Genomic DNA, 16,996 nt, shown 5'->3' on the forward strand with positions numbered 1-16,996 from the left:
GTAGAAAAAGAAGCAAAACTCATAACAAATGTGGGTAGGACAAGCTATTTCATTACAAAATTTGCAGAATGAAATGTAAAACTGGAAATACAAATATTGCACTATCAAATCTATCTAAGATACCACCATGTCCAGGAAGGATTGTCCCGGAATCCTTCACATTATAATGACGTTTGAAGGCCGATTCCACTAAATCCCCAATCTGACCAAATATGGATACAATAATAGAAATCAAGATAACAGTAAGGATACTGAACGGAAATGGGAATAACATATGGAAAATCACGCCCACTACAGCAGCAAGGATAACCCCACCAATTGCTCCTTCAATCGTCTTATTAGGACTAATTTCTGGCCATAATTTATTCTTCCCAAATGCCCGGCCGCTAAAATAAGCGCCTGTATCTGTTGCCCAAATTACGAGTAAGGCAAAGAAGATTTGAGCTAGTCCATCTGCTGTATGTCTTGTTTCTAGAAAATAATAAAAACCCATGCCGACATATAATACCGCTAACAAAATAAAGCCAACATCATCAAATGTGAATTTATTCTTTAACAGTACAGTATATGCTAGTAATAACAACACGAATAATAAAATGTTCTCTGCGGTTGTCGTGGCAAGTGAAAAGGAAAGAAGTTCATTCGATGCCGGGTATAAAATTAACCATAATAAGACTATCGAAAACAAGCCTGCAAAAGAATTCCAAGGAATCTCATGCATTTTTAATAATTCTACTAAACCTACTGTAGCTAATAAAAACACAATAATTGTAAACGGCCAACTCCCATAGATAACAAACGGTATAAATAGGATTAGTGCTACAATTGCTGTTAGAATTCGTTGTTTCATCTACCATTCATCACCTTATATACCTCCATAACGTCTAGACCTTTTTTGAAAGTCCATTAACGCCTCGATAAAAATTTCTTCACTAAAATCTGGCCATAGCACATCCGTAAACCAAAACTCCGTATAAGCTAATTGCCAAAGTAAAAAGTTACTTAATCGTCTCTCACCACTTGTTCGAATTAACAAATCAGGATCAGATATTCCTTGTGTATAGAGATACGTTGATAATAAATCCTCATCTAATTTATCAAGCGATAGCTTTTCATCGTCCACATCCCGCATTATCAGTTTGATGGCACGCATAATTTCGCTTCTACTTCCATAATTGAGTGCAAAGTTTACTAATAAACCATCATTATTCTTTGTTTGTTCTTTCGCATACTGAACGGCTTCTTTCGTAAAATCTGGTAGGGAATCAAAATCACCTATCGTTTCAATTCGGACGTTATTTTTAATTAGATCTGGTAAATACGTATGTAAAAATTCCTTTGGGAGCCTTAATAAATACTCTACCTCTGGCTTTGGTCTTTTCCAATTTTCTGTGGAAAAAGCAAATAGCGTCAATATTTTAATGTTGTGTTTCGAAGCGAGTTCGATGGTTCTTTTTACAACATCCATGCCTTCTTTATGGCCCGCTATTCGTGGTAACCCTTTTTTCTTAGCCCAGCGTCCATTCCCATCCATAATAATTGCCACGTGTTCTGGTACATTGGTTAGTTCATTAGTTTCTATAGGACTTTCTTGCTTTGTTTTAAAAAAAGGAAGTTTCATTGACATCATTTGTCCTCCGAACACTGGTGTTTATCCATAAAAATACTATAATAATTATGCTTCAATTGATTGTGATATGTCATTTAGCATTATTTAACTAGTTTATCATAAGCTAACTACAAGTGTTACTTAGATATAGACTACCCTATTATTATAACGTGAATGACATAAGAATACAAAAGCCCCCTTAAAAAAGAGGGCTTCGTCCTGCTTCATTGTATTTGGCAGACAGATTACGCTTTAGAATCACTTAAACTTCCATGATTTCTTTTTCTTTAGTCTTCGCTAGTTGATCAATTTCGGTAATATGATTATCCGTTTCTTTTTGGACATCATCTTGTGCAAGTCTTAATTCATCCTCAGTTAACTCACCGTTTTTTTCAGCCTTTTTCAAGGCATCATTTGTATCACGACGAATATTTCTAACTTGCACACGGTATTCTTCCGCGTATTTTCCAACAACTTTTACTAAGTCTTTTCTACGTTCCTCAGTTAATGGTGGAATATTAATACGAATAACATTCCCATCATTTGTTGGCGAAAGACCTAGATCAGCCTTTTGGATTGCTTTTTCAATATCGCCCATAGCTGTTTTATCATAAGGAGTGATGACAAGTAATCTCGCTTCTGGCGCTGATATCGTCGCTAATTGGTTTAATGGGGTAGAAGCACCATAGTAATCAACAAATACATTATCTAATAAACTAGGATTTGCTCTACCAGCACGTACAGTTGCCAAGTTCCTTGAAAATGCTTGTACAGCTTGTTTCATTTTATCACGGCAGCCTGTTAAAATTTGCTCTGACATATTTATTTCCCCCTTATCGTCGTTCCGATTGTCTCGCCTTGGACAACCTTTTTAATATTTCCTTCTTCCGTAATGGAAAATACTATTAGTGGAATATCATTTTCCATACATAGTGTTGATGCAGTTGAATCCATGACACCAAGACCCTCATTTAGCATTTCCATATAAGTAATATTATCGTATTTCTTAGCATCCTTATTCGTTCTTGGATCATCAGAGTATACACCATCAACATTATTTTTTGCCATTAAAATAACTTCAGCTTCAATTTCAGCAGCTCTTAGTGCTGCGGTTGTATCTGTTGAGAAGTATGGGTTCCCCGTTCCTGCTGCGAAAATGACAACACGCTTCTTTTCTAAGTGGCGAATTGCTTTTCTTCTGATATATGGCTCTGCTACTTGACGCATTTCGATTGATGTTTGGACACGGGTTGGAATATCAATTGTTTCTAATGCATCCTGAAGGGCTAATGAATTCATAACGGTTGCTAGCATGCCCATATAGTCTGCCGTTGCTCGATCCATTCCCATTTCACTACCAACCTTGCCTCGCCAAATATTACCCCCACCAACTACTACAACTACTTCCACACCTAAACTTACAACATCTTTTATCTGTGTAGCAATTGATTGGATGATTTTTGGTTCGATTCCATACCCCTGTTCTCCGCTTAATGCTTCCCCACTTAACTTAAGTACAATTCTACGGTAACGAGCTGTTGTCATAATAACCTCCATACAAAACTATTTTTATAGAACTGCTGTAAAATAATTTATGTCTTCATGGTGAAATAGGGAACATGAAATGTCCCCTATTTTGTCTACCATTATTTTTTAACTTGGCTCATTACTTCTTCAGCGAAGTTTTCAGAACGTTTTTCCATTCCTTCTCCAACTTCATAGCGAACAAATGATTTCACAGTTGCACCTTTTGATGCAACATATTTTTTAACTTTTTGGTCTGGATCTTTAACAAAGCTTTGTTCAAGTAAGCAAATATCTTCGAAGAATTTACTTAGACGACCTTCTACCATCTTCTCAACGATGTTTTCAGGTTTACCTTCGTTTAATGCTTGTTGTTTTAACACTTCACGCTCATGATTAATAACTTCTTCTGAAACCTCATCACGAGAAACATACTTCGGATTTACCGCAGCAATATGCATTGCAATATCCTTCGCTAATGCCTCGTCAGTTGAGCCTTCAACTAGTGTTAGAACACCGATTCTTCCACCCATATGAAGGTATTCACCAAATGCATCATTATCAGTTTTAGTAGAAATAACGAAACGACGTAGAGAAATCTTTTCACCAATTTTAGCAACTGCTGAATTGATGTAAGTTTCTACAGTTTCACCTTCACCTTTTAGTTTTTGTTGCAACGCTTCTTCAACTGTTGCAGGTTTTTGTGATAGTAAGTGAGAAGCTAAATCATCTAATAGCTGTTTAAATTGATCATTTTTTGTTACGAAGTCTGTTTCACAGTTTACTTCGATTAGTACTGCTGTATTGCCTTCAGAAGCAATATATGTAGACCCTTCTGCCGCAATACGATCTGCTTTTTTAGCTGCTTTTGCAATACCTTTTTCACGTAGGTAGTCAATTGCTTTATCTAGATCACCATTTGTTTCTGTAAGTGCTTTTTTACAATCCATCATTCCAGCACCTGTTTTTTCACGAAGTTCTTTTACCATTTGTGCAGTTATAGCCATATTAAATCCTCCTTAAAATAATTACCTTATGAACTATTCTTACCTTTATATAATACCCTTAAAAAAAGGTGATAAAAGGCTTATCCTCTTATCACCTGACCTTTTTCAGAAATTAAGCTTCTTCAGTTTGTTCAACTGAAACTTCTGCTTGCTCCTCGGCAGCTACTTCTAATTCTTCACCTTGTTTAACTTCAAGGATAGCATCTGCAATTTTCGCAGTAAGAAGTTTTACAGCACGAATTGCATCATCATTTGCTGGGATTACATAATCGATTTCATCTGGATCACAGTTTGTATCGACAATTCCAACGATAGGAATATTTAATTTATGTGCTTCTGCAATTGCAATTCGCTCTTTACGTGGGTCAATTACGAATAGTGCATCTGGAAGCTTCTTCATTTCTTTAATTCCACCTAGGAATTTAACAAGACGTTCTTTTTCTTTTAATAAACCTACAACTTCTTTTTTAGGAAGTACTTCGAAAGTACCGTCTTCTTCCATTTTTTCAATCTCTACTAAACGATTGATACGTTTACGGATTGTTTGGAAGTTTGTTAATGTACCACCTAACCAACGTTGGTTAACATAGTACATACCAGAACGGATTGCTTCCTCTTTAACAGAATCTTGCGCTTGCTTTTTCGTACCTACGAAAAGAACTGTACCACCATTAGCGGCAACCTCTTTCACATAGTTATACGCTTCTTCGACCTTTTTAACTGTTTTTTGAAGATCGATGATGTAGATGCCGTTACGCTCAGTGAAGATATATTTCTTCATCTTAGGGTTCCAACGGCGAGTCTGATGTCCGAAATGTACACCAGCTTCTAGTAATTGCTTCATAGAAATTACTGACATAATATTTTTCCTCCTTGGTTTTTCCTCCGCTTGAATCATTTTTGCATAAAGACCTATTAGGCACCAATTATCCAAATCAACAAGCGTGCGTGGTTATAAATCAATTTGTTGTATTTACACCAAAAATAAATATATCATACCGGTATTCGGTAATCAAGCATTAATGCTATTTTTTTTCATGGAATTTAAGAATTAAGTCCACTTCTGTTTTCCCACAGCCTAACTTGCGAGCAATCTCATCAGGTGATAGTCCCTCATGATGAAGCTTTAAGATTTGCGATTGCAAAGAAACCTCCATATCATCTTGAATATCGATATCTATCGGCAGAACTGGCGGTTCATCTGTTTCATGTGCAGTAGATTGTTCCTTAGTATTACTTATCTGTGGATTGGCTACCTTTATGTTTGGTCTGTTAGGAACTGGTTGTGGATGATTCATTGACTGGCTTAATTCCTCTTGTAACCGTTCATTCTCTAGCTTTATTTCTTCAAGGTATGCTTCCATAAGCTGGATGACATCTTTCGTATCATCTGTTTTGGGGGCTGTTAATTGTTTATACATGGCATAGATTGCGGTTAATGAAACAATATGTAAAAGAAAACTTATTGTAAGTAAAAATGAAATCATAACGGTTATCTCCTAATATCAAAGTTGTTACCTAAATACGGATGACGCAATGCTTGTAACGGATCTAGATTAGCCTTTTTCCGTTGTTTTCCTTGTTCGTTCTGCTTATGCTCTGACTGGTCATCTTTTTGTAACTGGATTTCTTCAAATTCTTGTACTTTTTTTCGTTTTTTTGATTCTTGGATTAACTGGCTCTGGGCCAATGCTTCCTGAAAATGCTGATTCGATTTCATCATCTGATCTTGAAGTTTACCCGCATCATGTGTCCTTGGAAGCGCCACCTGCATTTCAACAGATTTCCAGCTCATTCAATCACTTCCTTATTCATTTATCCCTCCATCACGGAAGGTAAAAGCTCAATAAAGAAAACGCTATTGTGTATTCATTACAATCTCATTGTGAACAAGCTCAAATTCCACATGCTTATAAGGAGTAGTAACAACTCGTTTATACTTACCAAATGACACTAATGTATTGGCAAAAATATTTCCAGTTACAATTAACTTTGCCATCTTTTCGCGTGTTACAACTTCCTTTAATTCTAGTTGTTTGTTAATCCCTTCAAGTAGACTTGTATTTTTATCATACGATGCGCGTTGTCTTTGTAGTGCTTGAAATAGCTTGGGATTTGCTTCAATATTCGGAGTCTGAGTTAGTTTTTCACCTATTATAGTTAATTTCGCCAATGTATCTTCAATTTCCTTTTTTTCGGCTACAAGTTTTTGAAGATGTTCGGTATCATGATGATTTCTACCTAAAATAAGCTCTGTTTTCGTATTCAGTTGATTTCCGATATTCCGTACGTATAGTTGGACGCCAGCCGATATACGGCCGCCTATAATACTCCCCTTTTGACAAATCACGTCATTACCTGCTATACACTCACTATGTAAAATAGAATTTTCAACAAATAATTGATTACCTGCTTTGACAGTTCCTTGATTTATGTAACCGATTCGAACATTACCAGCCGCTTCAATAATACCCTTTTGCAATCCTGATAGTCCTTCAGTAATATAGATTGATCCCTCTGCCAATACCGTTGCTGCCTCTACTAACCCAAAGATTTTAATATCTCCGCCAGCTTTAATTGTATAACCAGAAGGAACATCCCCATGAATGATGACAGTACCAATAAAATCTATATTTCCCTCCTTCATGGAGAGGCTGTCCATTATTTCAAAAACCGGATGGACATGAATCATATTACCACTAGCACTTGCTTGGCCAACCGATTCAGCATAAAACGCCTGGTTATCTGCTTCATATCGAACATTTTGCCCAGCCTTGATATTTACTGGCTTCCCAGGTTTTGCCGAAACCACCTTACCGTAGACATTAACACCATCAGTACCACTTGTCGGCTGAATGATGGTTGCGATTAACTCATCTTTTTCTACTGACGGGATTTGCATAACATCCCGAAAATTCCAGCTGTCTGTTTTCTCTATCACTGGATCTATCGTAATTTCATATTGAATCGTACCGTCATTACCAGGTACGGGTGCTTTGCCTCGCGCTATTATCATTGGAAAATCAGAGGCAGTTGGACCAGATAGTAATTTTTCTATCATGTCATTTTGGAAACCATAGCTAATATGGTTATCCGTTAAAAATTGCGTGATTAACTCAGAAGTGATTGTAACATTCGTTTCAGCTAGAAAATTATCCGTATACTGTAGTTCAGCAATCATATGGTCAGATGATACTTCTATCGTAAAATACGCATTCAGTTGTGCCATCACGATGTTTCCCCTTTTTTCTAATATCTAAAGTGCTTTTTCAAGCGTGTGTCGCAATTTAAAGATAGCCTTTTTATGGATTTGTGAAATACGTGATGTCGTCAACCCTAATACTTGTCCTATTTCCGTAAAAGTTAACCCTTCTTGATAAAAAAGGCTAATAATCATTTGCTCATTTTCCTTTAATCCTTTGATGCTTTGTGCTAGGTCTTTATATTGTTCATGCTTCACGATGTGTTCTTCTGGTTGTACACTTGTTTCGTCAGGAATCGTATAGCCAATTCCCTCTTTATGTTGATTATTACCGTCTTTTGCTTTTTCCTCAATTGATAGCATATTCGCAAACAATGCATCGCGTACATACGTTTCTACTTCTTGGACGGGTAGATTAAGCTCCTTCGCAATCTCCTCTGAGCTTGGTTCGCGTTGATAACGCTGTTCTAATTGCTGTGCTACCTGGTCTATTTTTTTTGTTTTTTCCCGAATTGACCTAGGTAGCCAATCTTCTTTTCGTAGCCCATCAATTATCGCTCCACGAATACGGAAGGAAGCATACGTATCAAACTTCAGGTCACGTTCTAAATCGAATTTCTTTAAAGCATCAAAAAGTCCTAATAGCCCTAGACTTTTCAAGTCCTCCTTCATTACACTACTCGGAAGGTGGCTAATAGTTCTTTCCACATGATAATTAACCAAATACATATAGTTTTGAATTAATTCATTCGCTGCTTCATTATCTTGATCGTTTTTCCACTTATACCATAATTCTTGCTCTAGAGGAGAAATTTTTGTACTCAATAGACTAGCTCCTCCTTATCCAAAATTTTAATACATTTAACGTACAGTCTTATATAGGCAACTAGTAAGTAAAATTTAGATATAATCAATACCTTTATTAATGGTTCGTATTTTCAGTTTAGCTGTTAGTGGATCGAATTCAATCGTTCTTCCAAAATTTCCACCGACATCGGACGCTACAACTGGAATTGCATGCTCACGTAACTTTTGCAATACCGCTTCCGTATTTCGTTCACCGATACGCATAATGTCATTACTTGAATTGAATTGGAACATTTGGGCACCACCTGCAAGCTTAGCTTGTAATTGAGTCTTCCGAATCCCTTTCGCACACAGCTGATCTACCAGAATGTCAATTGCTGTATCGGCATATTTATACGCGCTCAATGTTTCTTGTTTGCCAAGCTTTGAATCTGGTAGCATCACATGAGCCATGCCAGCGATATGTTTATATGGATCATATAAAACCACCCCAACACAGGATCCTAATCCTGATGTACGAATTACATCTGGTGCTGTAACTATATTTAAATCTGCAATCCCGACTTTGATAACAGTCTGTTGGTCTTTACTCATCGCCTTGAATCCCTATAGCTTGAAATATTCTCGTAAACGATTCTGGCGAAGGAAGCAATAAAAATTGTCCATTTATAGCATGGTAATTCTCATCCGCTTCATTAATCTTCGTATTAATAATAATGGCATAATCTGTTACTTCGGATACTTGTAGTAATCCAACCGTCAAAATTGCTCCTGCCATGTCCACACTTAAGTGTGGTATCGATGGTTGCATATTAATATTGGTAAAGTCTGAAAGAGCGGATAGATAGGAACCTGCTAAAATATTTCCTGCCTCTTGTAGTGCTGAAAAGGCAATCTCATTTTGCTCATCCCCTTCAAACAACTGAATTGTCGGGTTATCAGTCATTTGTCTCACTAACGATTCAGCTTCCTCTAGTGAAAAGAGCAGATACACCATTCCTGGTGCTTTTCCATGTATTTGAAATAGTATACCAACGATGAGATTATCTGCTCCACCAACCATCTCCATTACTTCGTCAAATGCAACGATGTTAATATCTGGTACCTCCATGTCTACTTTCTTATGTAGCAATTTTGACATGGAAGTAGCAGCATTACCCGCTCCAATATTACCGATTTCCCGTAATGCATCTAATTGGATGGTCGAAAGTTGTTCATAATTCATATTATTGACCTTCTACTGTTTTTAACTCATTAATTTCCTCATTTGTTAAAACCTTTTTCAGGTCTAATAAAATAAGTAAACGATCAGATAGCTTAGCAACACCTTCAATATAATCCGCATTCACTGCTCCAATTACTTCTGGTGCTGGCTCAATAATACTAGTCGGAATATCAATAACATCATTTGCTGCATCAACAATTAATCCCACTTCCATATCGTCTAAGTAAACGATGATAATCCGAGTTGAATCATTATAGGGAGACTCTTGAATTCCAAGTCTTGTCCGTAAATCTATAATTGGTGTAACAACCCCTCTAAGGTTAATAACACCCTTTACAAAGCTCTTCGTATTTGGCACTCTAGTAATCGTTTGGATGCGTTCAATCGATCCAATTTGTTTTACCGATACAGCAAATTCTTCATCCTTTAATTGAAAAACAATCACCTTTTTTTCTGTAGCTGTTTCATTAGACATTTGTAGTTCCTCCTCTATTTATAACCCTATTTAATAATGGCATTACTATCGATAATTAAAGCAACTTCACCATCGCCTAGTATAGTTGCACCTGATATTGCAAAGGTGTTACTCATATATGCACCTAACGATTTTAGGACAACTTCTTGTTGCCCAATAAACGAATCTACAATAAGTGCAGCAAGTTTATCTCCTTTTTTAACAATGACAACGGAGGTATACGCTTCTTCCACCTCTGGTGCTTCCACACCAAATATGTCCTTTAAGTTAACTAATGGAACAACTTTGCCTCTAAAATCAATCACCTTTTTATGATGTGCAGATAGCAATTGTTCCTTGGAAATAATAGCTGTTTCAATGATAGAAGACAGTGGTATCGCATATTTCTCTTTGTTTAACTCAACGAGTAAAACAGAGATTATCGTCAATGTTAATGGTAATTGTACGGAAAATACGGACCCTTTATCGACTGCTGAATCAATCGCAATATTTCCACCTAATGATTCGATAGTATTTTTCACAACATCTAACCCGACTCCGCGCCCTGATATATCCGAAATCTTATCCGCGGTTGAGAAGCCACTTTCCATAATCAACTCATAAATTTGCTGGTCAGTAAGTCCTTCTGCTTCCCGGTCAGTTAAAAGACCATTACTTAGCGCCTTCTTTAACACTTTATCCTTGTTAATACCAGCGCCATCATCCGAGATTTCAATGAATACATGGTTTCCACTATGGAACGCTTCTAGCTTAATCGTGCCTTTTTCTGGTTTCCCTTTTCGAACTCTTTCCTCTGGTGTTTCAATACCATGATCAATAGCATTTCGTAACAGGTGAACAATTGGATCTCCTATTTCGTCAATGACAGTTCGATCAAGCTCTGTGTCAGCACCAATGATTTCTATATCAACTTGCTTGTTTAAATCACGAGCCAGTTTTCGTACCATTCTTGGGAAACGACTAAACACATGGTCGATTGGCACCATACGCATCATTAAAATGATATTCTGTAAATCACTAGAAACTCTGGACATACGTTCCACTGTATCTTGCAGGTCGGCATTACGTAAGTCAATCGAAATTTGCTCTAGACGTCCTCGGTCAATGATTAATTCTTCAAATAAATTCATCAGCACATCTAACTTTTCAATGTTAACCCGAATCGTTTTTTGCTGGGCATTCTTTCCTACTTCTCGCTCATCAGGAGTTGGATTCACTTGCTTATCATCTGGATTGGCAGGAACAGAAGATCGTTGTACTACTTGTTCTTTTGTTTCTAAATAGTTGGATACGGAAAATTCGTGTACGTTTACTGTTTCAATTTCCGATACTTTTTTTATTTTTTCACTAATCTCCGTTTCAGGTCGATTGGATACTAAGATAACTGTAAATGAGTGTTCGAAGTTTTCATCCTCTAATTCCGTTACGGAAGGTTCTGACTTAATTACTTCCCCTAGCTGCTCGAGCACTTCAAACACCATAAACACACGAGCGCCTTTCAGTAAGCAGTCCTCACGAAGTTGAACCGTTACTTCATAATTTGAAAACCCACGTTCCTGTGACTCATTCAAAATAGATAATTCAAACTCATCAAGTGTCCGTATCACATTAGTTGATGTAACAGAATCACTTACCTGTTTTCCTTTTGACGAAGATGCATTTTGGGCAGATGTTCCTGTTTCCATTCGTTCTAGCTTATTTACCACATCTGCTATGTTACGTGTGCCACTTCCGCCATTGGCAATATCTTCTACCATCGAGTTTAATTGGTCTACCGTTTCCACTAGCAAATCTACCATTTCGGTTTGCACTTGGACTCGGTCATAACGAATGGCATCAAATACATTTTCTAACGTATGAGTTAGCGTTGCTAAATCACTATATCCCATCGTTGCAGACATCCCTTTTAAGGTATGTGCAGCACGAAAGATTTCTTCTATGATAGCTTTTTCACTAGGGCTTTTCTCTAATTCTAGTAATTTCTTGTACAGAACTTCGATATGTTCCTTACTCTCATCAATAAAGACATCTAAATATTGTGTTGTATCCATATTACATCCCCCCGACTCGTTTGGTTAATGCATGAATCATTTCGCCCATCTGATGTAAATGTATTATGTAATTAACAGCATTGGTTTTTACTGCTGCTTTTGGCATCCCATTAATGATTGCTGACTCTTCAGATTCTGCTAGTACGATCGTATCAGCATCACGTTTCTTTAATTCTTTGATGCCTTTTGAACCATCACTTCCCATGCCCGTCAAGATAACCGCAATTTTATTAACTCTAGTTAACAATGCGGCAGATTCAAAAAGTACATCAACAGCTGGTCTATGTCCAGAACGTTCATCCTCTTGTGTTAGCTCTATCGCATGGACAGTACCGACCTTCCTAATTTTCATATGAAAATTACCAGGTGCAATATAAACCGTTCGTTCCTTTATAATTTCCCCATGCCTTGCTTCCTTGACATGGAGCTCTGACAACTGATTTAATCGTTCAGCTAATGATTTCGTAAAGCCAGCTGGCATATGCTGCACAATTAAAATCGGATCTGTGAAATCGCTTGGGATATCGAGTAGAAATCGTTGTAATGCCCTTGGCCCACCAGTAGATGCCCCTACTAAAACGATTGTTGCTGCATGTTTCTGTTTCGAAGCTACTAATTTAGGACTCTCTTGTTGTTGCTCGCCAGTCTTCGTTGCTACATCCACTTGAGAAGCTGCAATTACCTTTGTAATGATTTCTTCTTTTATCGTTGCGATATCTAATGAAATGGAGCCGGATGGCTTTGTTATAAAATCCACGGCTCCATTTGTAATTGCTTGAAGCGTGTTTGTTGCTCCTTCTTTTGTCAAACTAGATAGCATTACTACTGGTATAGGATGCTCTGCCATGATGTGAGACAGAGCAGTAATACCATCCATGATTGGCATTTCTACATCTAATGTAACAACATCAGGTGAAAGCATCTTTATTTTTTTAAGCCCCTCTACCCCATTCCGTGCAGTTGCTAATACTTGAATTCTGCTGTCACTTTCTAATATATCCGTGATCATTTTCCGCATAAATGCAGAATCATCAATCACGATTACTCGAATGGGAGACACAATATTCACCTACCTATTTCGTAGAAGATCTTTTAACCTATCAATAAAGGAAGTATTTGCTTCTATAGTCGATCCAACTACGTTATTAGAATATTTCTCTGCAAGCTGTTTAATAGATTTAGTAATGGCCGTTTTTTCATTGCCAAGCACAAAAGGCGCCTGATGAATTACGGCTGCTGACACAGCTTTATCTTCTGGTAAAATACCAAGTAATTTAATCTCAATATCTAAAAATTGCATGATGACTTTACGAAATCTGTCGACAGTACGTAAGCCATTTTTAATTGTATCGGCTCGGTTTAAAACGACATAAAACGGCACCTGCCGATTGTAGCTAATAATATGCTTAATCATGCTATATGCATCAGTGATCGAAGTTGGTTCTGGTGTCGTGACAACGATACATTCATCCGATGCTAAGACAAAATCAATACTTGCCTGTGTTGCACCGGCACCCATATCAAAAATAATATAGTCATATTCCTTGGTAATCGATTGATACTGTGCTAAGAAATAATCCATTTTGTATTCATCCATGGAAAACAAATTGGCAAGACCAGAACCTCCGGCAATAAACGACAAATTATTTGGTCCTACTTCCATAATATCATAAATAGGCAAATTATCTTGCAACATATCTACAATCGTTTTTTCTGCATGTAATCCAAGTAAAATCTCGACATTTCCCATTCCAATATCCAAATCAATTAGCATAACCTTATTCCCTAGTCGGCAAAGCTCTAGTGAAAAATTGACTGCAATATTCGACTTTCCTACGCCGCCTTTTCCACTAACAAACGAAATCGTCTTTGCTTCTCTTGGGTGCTTCGATATTTCCAACTGCCTTCTTAAGCTATCCGCTTGATCATGAACCAATTAAATCACCTACTATATAGTTACTGATGACTTCTTTTGTCGGTTTAATTATGTTATCTGGTACTTCCTGTCCGTTAGTGATAAACGCAATGTCCAGCTTCTCAGTCAATGGAATATTGAGCAAGCTTCCATATTGCCTAGTTTCATCGATTTTTGTAAAAATCAATCCACTTATATCTACGTGACGGAAGCTATGATAAATGTCATGCATATCTTTCGGCTTCGAGGTTAATGAAAGCACGAGATAATTTTCAACTTGCTGATCTGTACGCATCGTTTTCGTTAGTTCTTTTACATATTGCTCATCTCGATAATTTCGTCCAGCAGTATCAACTAAAATTAAGTCATAGTTCTGAAACTTTTTGATGGCGTTTTGGTAGTCATCAACCGAATAAACGACTTCAAGTGGTGTTTCTAAAATTTTGGCATATGTTTTCAATTGTTCGATTGCAGCAATCCGATACGTATCCATGGTAATGAGGGCGACCTTCTTTTTTTCTTGTAGCATTCTGTTAGCGGCTACCTTTGCAATGGTCGTTGTTTTCCCTACACCAGTTGGACCAATAAAATGAACAACTTTTGCTGAATTACTGAACCCATGAAAGGATAGATCTGAAAGCATTGTTTCGATTTCTGTTTGAACATCCTTCGATATGGTTGGATAGTCTGGAGCAATCCCAGTTTCCTTATGTTTTTTGATAACATTTTCCATAATGGACGAGGCAATTGCCTCATCCACTTCTTGATCAAGTAAATATTGAAAAACAGCCTGATAGTCCAGTTCAAATTTGCCAACCTTTTGTTGCAGGGACTGTTGCTCCAACATACGTTTCATATTACGAATCTCTTGTATTACTTCGGATTCCACTGTCACGTTTTGCTTTTTCTCGACAGTATCTGGCTGTGGTGTACGCTTTGGTATGTTCGGTTGTCGCTTTGGTATTGGTTTTTGATCCAGTGCAGCAACCACTTCGATCTTACGCTTTTTAAAGAAGCCTAACACGCCACCTTCTTGAATCTCCTTCGAGCTAAGAATAACAGCGTCTTTTCCTAGCTCTTTTCGGATTCTGCTCATTGCTTCTGGCATTGTTGGTGCCACGTATTTTTTTACCTTCATGTAACATTCACCACCCCAACACTTTGAACTTGTACAGTCGGTTCTAATTCGTTATAAGACAGCACGACAACCTGTGGTAAAAATCGATCTAATAATTGTTTTAAATACATCCGAATTGCAGGCGAGCATAGGATAACCGTATTTTCTTCCTGTAGCGTTAACTTTTCAACCTCTTCGTTGATGGACTTCACAATTGCTTGTTGTGAATCTGGCTCTAGTGCTAAATAATTACCGTGTTCCGTCTGTTGTACGCTTTCTGCAATCATTTTTTCTACCTTACCAGAAACAGTTACAACCTTTAGAGAATTATCAGCATTTGCATATTGCTTTGTAATTTGTGAGGAGAGTGCTTGTCTGACGTATTCCCCTAAAATTTCTGGATCATTCGTAAGTTTGCTAAAATCTGCTAACGTTTCAAAAATGATAGGTAAGTTACGAACTGAGACATTTTCTCGTAGCAATTTCGCTAATACCTTTTGTATATCTCCTATTCCTAGTGGATCTGGAGTTAATTCCTCTACTAAAATTGGATAATTTTCTTTTAAGTGATCGACTAGTTCCTTCGTTTCTTGTCTTCCTAGTAGAGTATGTGCATGACGCTTAATTACTTCAGTAATGTGTGTCGACACTACAGAAGGTGGATCCACAACCGTATAACCAGATAGCTCGGCATCATCTTTATTCTCTTCACTAATCCATTTCGCAGGTAGCCCAAAAGCTGGCTCTGTTGTTTCAATTCCGTCAATCAAATCATTATCCATATCTGGCGTCATGGCCAAGTAGTGATCGAGTAATATTTCGCCTGACGCTACTTCATTTCCTTTTATTTTCAAGCGATATTCATTTGGACTAAGCTGGATGTTATCACGAATACGAACTACCGGGATGACTATACCAAGTTCAATTGCTAATTGCCTGCGGATCATAATGACACGATCCAATAAGTCGCCACCTTGTTTAGCATCCACTAACGGAATAAGTGAATAGCCGAATTCAAATTCGATCGGATCCATGCTAAGAAGACTAATTACATTTTCCTGTGTCTTCATTGCGGAGCCTTCTGTCTGGTCATCAACCTCTTCATCTTTAACCTCTGGTTCCTTCTGCTTCTGGAGCATATAGTATGCCCCTAAAGCAAGAATTAAAGCAATCGTTGTTGTTAAGAAAAAGTTAATCGGTGTCAGCCCTAGTAAGAAGATTGTTCCTGCAGCAATAAATAATAGCTTCGGATATTGAAACAGCTGTGCACTAACATCACTACCAAGATTATTACCAGTTGCTGAGCTTCGTGTTACCACTATACCGGTCGCAGTGGAAATTAATAATGCAGGAATTTGACTTACTAACCCGTCCCCTACGGTTAAGCGCATAAACGTGTCAATTGCTTCTTGAAATGAAAAGCCCATTTGCACCATTCCGATAATCAACCCAAATATGATGTTGATCAATAAAATGATGATTCCGGCAATTGCATCCCCTTTAACAAATTTACTAGCACCATCCATGGAACCGTGAAAATCCGCTTCATTCTCAACTTTTTTACGTCTTTCCTTTGCTTCTTGTTCAGAAATTAATCCAGCATTTAAGTCTGCATCAATACTCATTTGCTTACCTGGCATAGCATCTAGTGAGAATCTAGCCGCTACCTCAGAAACACGCTCGGACCCTTTTGTAATTACTAAAAAGTTAATAATAACTAAAATGATAAAGACAACAAAACCAACTAACGGATTATCGCCAATTACAAAAGAACCAAATGTGTCCACAACGCCCCCAGCATCTGCTTCACTAAGGATTGATCTTGTCGTAGAAACATTTAGTGCAAGTCTAAACAAAGTCAGTAGTAATAGTAAGGTTGGAAAAACAGAGAACTGTAATGGTTCCTGAGTATTCATGGAAACTAAAAGTACGATTAATGCAAGAATAATATTGATAAGGATAAACACACTTAATAGCCATCCAGGTAACGGGATGACTAACATTACGACTACTAAAATTACGGCTATTAAAACGGATAGGTCACGGGCTTTCATGGATGTCTCT

At 37.4% G+C, this 16,996-nt stretch carries 18 protein-coding genes; all 18 read right to left on the minus strand.

Annotation, left to right across the window (positions count from 1 at the left end; genetic code table 11):
• Positions 1–52 precede the first annotated feature (52 nt).
• The 18 genes from JF53_RS05800 to flhA all read right to left on the minus strand — a co-directional run bounded on the left by JF53_RS05800 (position 53) and on the right by flhA (position 16,986).
• Complete coding sequence (locus JF53_RS05800) at positions 53–850, minus strand: phosphatidate cytidylyltransferase (RefSeq protein WP_047981239.1); 798 nt, start codon at positions 848–850, stop codon at positions 53–55.
• A gap of 15 nt (positions 851–865) precedes the next feature.
• Entirely contained in the window at positions 866–1,627 is a 762-nt protein-coding gene (locus tag JF53_RS05805; RefSeq protein ID WP_047981240.1) for an isoprenyl transferase, read from the minus strand.
• 244 nt (positions 1,628–1,871) lie between these two features.
• Positions 1,872–2,429 (minus strand): ribosome recycling factor, encoded by a 558-nt coding sequence (frr, locus tag JF53_RS05810; RefSeq protein WP_047981241.1) that lies wholly within the window; start codon positions 2,427–2,429, stop codon positions 1,872–1,874.
• 2 nt (positions 2,430–2,431) lie between these two features.
• Positions 2,432–3,154, minus strand: coding sequence for a UMP kinase (gene pyrH / locus JF53_RS05815; RefSeq protein WP_047981242.1), 723 nt, complete (start codon positions 3,152–3,154; stop codon positions 2,432–2,434).
• A 101-nt stretch (positions 3,155–3,255) separates the two neighbouring features.
• Positions 3,256–4,140, minus strand: coding sequence for a translation elongation factor Ts (gene tsf, locus JF53_RS05820; protein ID WP_047981243.1), 885 nt, complete (start codon positions 4,138–4,140; stop codon positions 3,256–3,258).
• A 112-nt stretch (positions 4,141–4,252) separates the two neighbouring features.
• Positions 4,253–4,999 (minus strand): 30S ribosomal protein S2, encoded by a 747-nt coding sequence (rpsB, locus tag JF53_RS05825; RefSeq protein WP_047981244.1) that lies wholly within the window; start codon positions 4,997–4,999, stop codon positions 4,253–4,255.
• Between the two features lie 166 nt (positions 5,000–5,165).
• Positions 5,166–5,627, minus strand: a complete 462-nt coding sequence (locus tag JF53_RS05830; RefSeq protein WP_047981245.1) for a DUF6115 domain-containing protein — start codon at positions 5,625–5,627, stop codon at positions 5,166–5,168.
• Positions 5,628–5,632: 5 nt separating this feature from the next.
• Positions 5,633–5,935, minus strand: a complete 303-nt coding sequence (locus JF53_RS05835) for a hypothetical protein (RefSeq protein ID WP_047981246.1) — start codon at positions 5,933–5,935, stop codon at positions 5,633–5,635.
• Between the two features lie 63 nt (positions 5,936–5,998).
• Positions 5,999–7,369 (minus strand): DUF342 domain-containing protein, encoded by a 1,371-nt coding sequence (locus tag JF53_RS05840; protein ID WP_047981247.1) that lies wholly within the window; start codon positions 7,367–7,369, stop codon positions 5,999–6,001.
• 27 nt (positions 7,370–7,396) lie between these two features.
• Positions 7,397–8,167, minus strand: a complete 771-nt coding sequence (locus JF53_RS05845; RefSeq protein ID WP_047981248.1) for a FliA/WhiG family RNA polymerase sigma factor — start codon at positions 8,165–8,167, stop codon at positions 7,397–7,399.
• A gap of 75 nt (positions 8,168–8,242) precedes the next feature.
• Positions 8,243–8,743: a chemotaxis protein CheD gene (locus JF53_RS05850; protein ID WP_047981249.1), complete on the minus strand. Its 501-nt coding sequence runs from the start codon at positions 8,741–8,743 to the stop codon at positions 8,243–8,245.
• Entirely contained in the window at positions 8,736–9,374 is a 639-nt protein-coding gene (locus JF53_RS05855) for a chemotaxis protein CheC (protein ID WP_047981250.1), read from the minus strand. Before JF53_RS05855 ends, JF53_RS05850 begins: the two co-directional genes overlap by 8 nt.
• A 1-nt stretch (position 9,375) precedes the next feature.
• Entirely contained in the window at positions 9,376–9,849 is a 474-nt protein-coding gene (locus tag JF53_RS05860; protein ID WP_047981251.1) for a chemotaxis protein CheW, read from the minus strand.
• Between the two features lie 26 nt (positions 9,850–9,875).
• On the minus strand, positions 9,876–11,900 hold the full coding sequence (locus JF53_RS05865) for a chemotaxis protein CheA (RefSeq protein WP_047981252.1): 2,025 nt from the start codon (positions 11,898–11,900) through the stop codon (positions 9,876–9,878).
• Between the two features lies 1 nt (position 11,901).
• Positions 11,902–12,960 carry a protein-glutamate methylesterase/protein-glutamine glutaminase gene (locus JF53_RS05870; RefSeq protein WP_047981253.1) on the minus strand — a complete coding sequence of 353 codons (1,059 nt, stop codon included), beginning with the start codon at positions 12,958–12,960 and terminating at the stop codon, positions 11,902–11,904.
• Positions 12,961–12,969: 9 nt separating this feature from the next.
• The gene (locus tag JF53_RS05875; RefSeq protein WP_047981254.1) at positions 12,970–13,836 is read right to left on the minus strand and encodes a MinD/ParA family protein; all 867 of its coding nucleotides are present in this window, start codon (positions 13,834–13,836) and stop codon (positions 12,970–12,972) included.
• On the minus strand, positions 13,826–14,953 hold the full coding sequence (flhF, locus tag JF53_RS05880; protein ID WP_047981255.1) for a flagellar biosynthesis protein FlhF: 1,128 nt from the start codon (positions 14,951–14,953) through the stop codon (positions 13,826–13,828). The genes JF53_RS05875 and flhF overlap by 11 nt, the downstream gene beginning before the upstream one ends.
• On the minus strand, positions 14,950–16,986 hold the full coding sequence (flhA, locus tag JF53_RS05885; protein ID WP_047981256.1) for a flagellar biosynthesis protein FlhA: 2,037 nt from the start codon (positions 16,984–16,986) through the stop codon (positions 14,950–14,952). Before flhA ends, flhF begins: the two co-directional genes overlap by 4 nt.
• Positions 16,987–16,996: the final 10 nt, after the last annotated feature.

The sequence above is a fragment of the Ornithinibacillus contaminans genome (assembly GCF_001038425.2).
GTDB lineage: Bacteria > Bacillota > Bacilli > Bacillales > Amphibacillaceae > Ornithinibacillus > Ornithinibacillus contaminans.

Coding starts and splice junctions, on each gene's coding strand:
- JF53_RS05855 (WP_047981250.1), bottom strand. CDS start 9,374: ATGAATTATGAACAACTTTCGACCATCCAATTAGATGCATTACGGGAA.
- flhF (WP_047981255.1), bottom strand. CDS start 14,953: ATGAAGGTAAAAAAATACGTGGCACCAACAATGCCAGAAGCAATGAGC.
- JF53_RS05860 (WP_047981251.1), bottom strand. CDS start 9,849: ATGTCTAATGAAACAGCTACAGAAAAAAAGGTGATTGTTTTTCAATTA.
- flhA (WP_047981256.1), bottom strand. CDS start 16,986: ATGAAAGCCCGTGACCTATCCGTTTTAATAGCCGTAATTTTAGTAGTC.
- JF53_RS05850 (WP_047981249.1), bottom strand. CDS start 8,743: ATGAGTAAAGACCAACAGACTGTTATCAAAGTCGGGATTGCAGATTTA.
- JF53_RS05830 (WP_047981245.1), bottom strand. CDS start 5,627: ATGATTTCATTTTTACTTACAATAAGTTTTCTTTTACATATTGTTTCA.
- JF53_RS05805 (WP_047981240.1), bottom strand. CDS start 1,627: ATGTCAATGAAACTTCCTTTTTTTAAAACAAAGCAAGAAAGTCCTATA.
- JF53_RS05840 (WP_047981247.1), bottom strand. CDS start 7,369: ATGGCACAACTGAATGCGTATTTTACGATAGAAGTATCATCTGACCAT.
- JF53_RS05800 (WP_047981239.1), bottom strand. CDS start 850: ATGAAACAACGAATTCTAACAGCAATTGTAGCACTAATCCTATTTATA.
- tsf (WP_047981243.1), bottom strand. CDS start 4,140: ATGGCTATAACTGCACAAATGGTAAAAGAACTTCGTGAAAAAACAGGT.
- frr (WP_047981241.1), bottom strand. CDS start 2,429: ATGTCAGAGCAAATTTTAACAGGCTGCCGTGATAAAATGAAACAAGCT.
- rpsB (WP_047981244.1), bottom strand. CDS start 4,999: ATGTCAGTAATTTCTATGAAGCAATTACTAGAAGCTGGTGTACATTTC.
- JF53_RS05835 (WP_047981246.1), bottom strand. CDS start 5,935: ATGAGCTGGAAATCTGTTGAAATGCAGGTGGCGCTTCCAAGGACACAT.
- JF53_RS05865 (WP_047981252.1), bottom strand. CDS start 11,900: ATGGATACAACACAATATTTAGATGTCTTTATTGATGAGAGTAAGGAA.
- pyrH (WP_047981242.1), bottom strand. CDS start 3,154: ATGACAACAGCTCGTTACCGTAGAATTGTACTTAAGTTAAGTGGGGAA.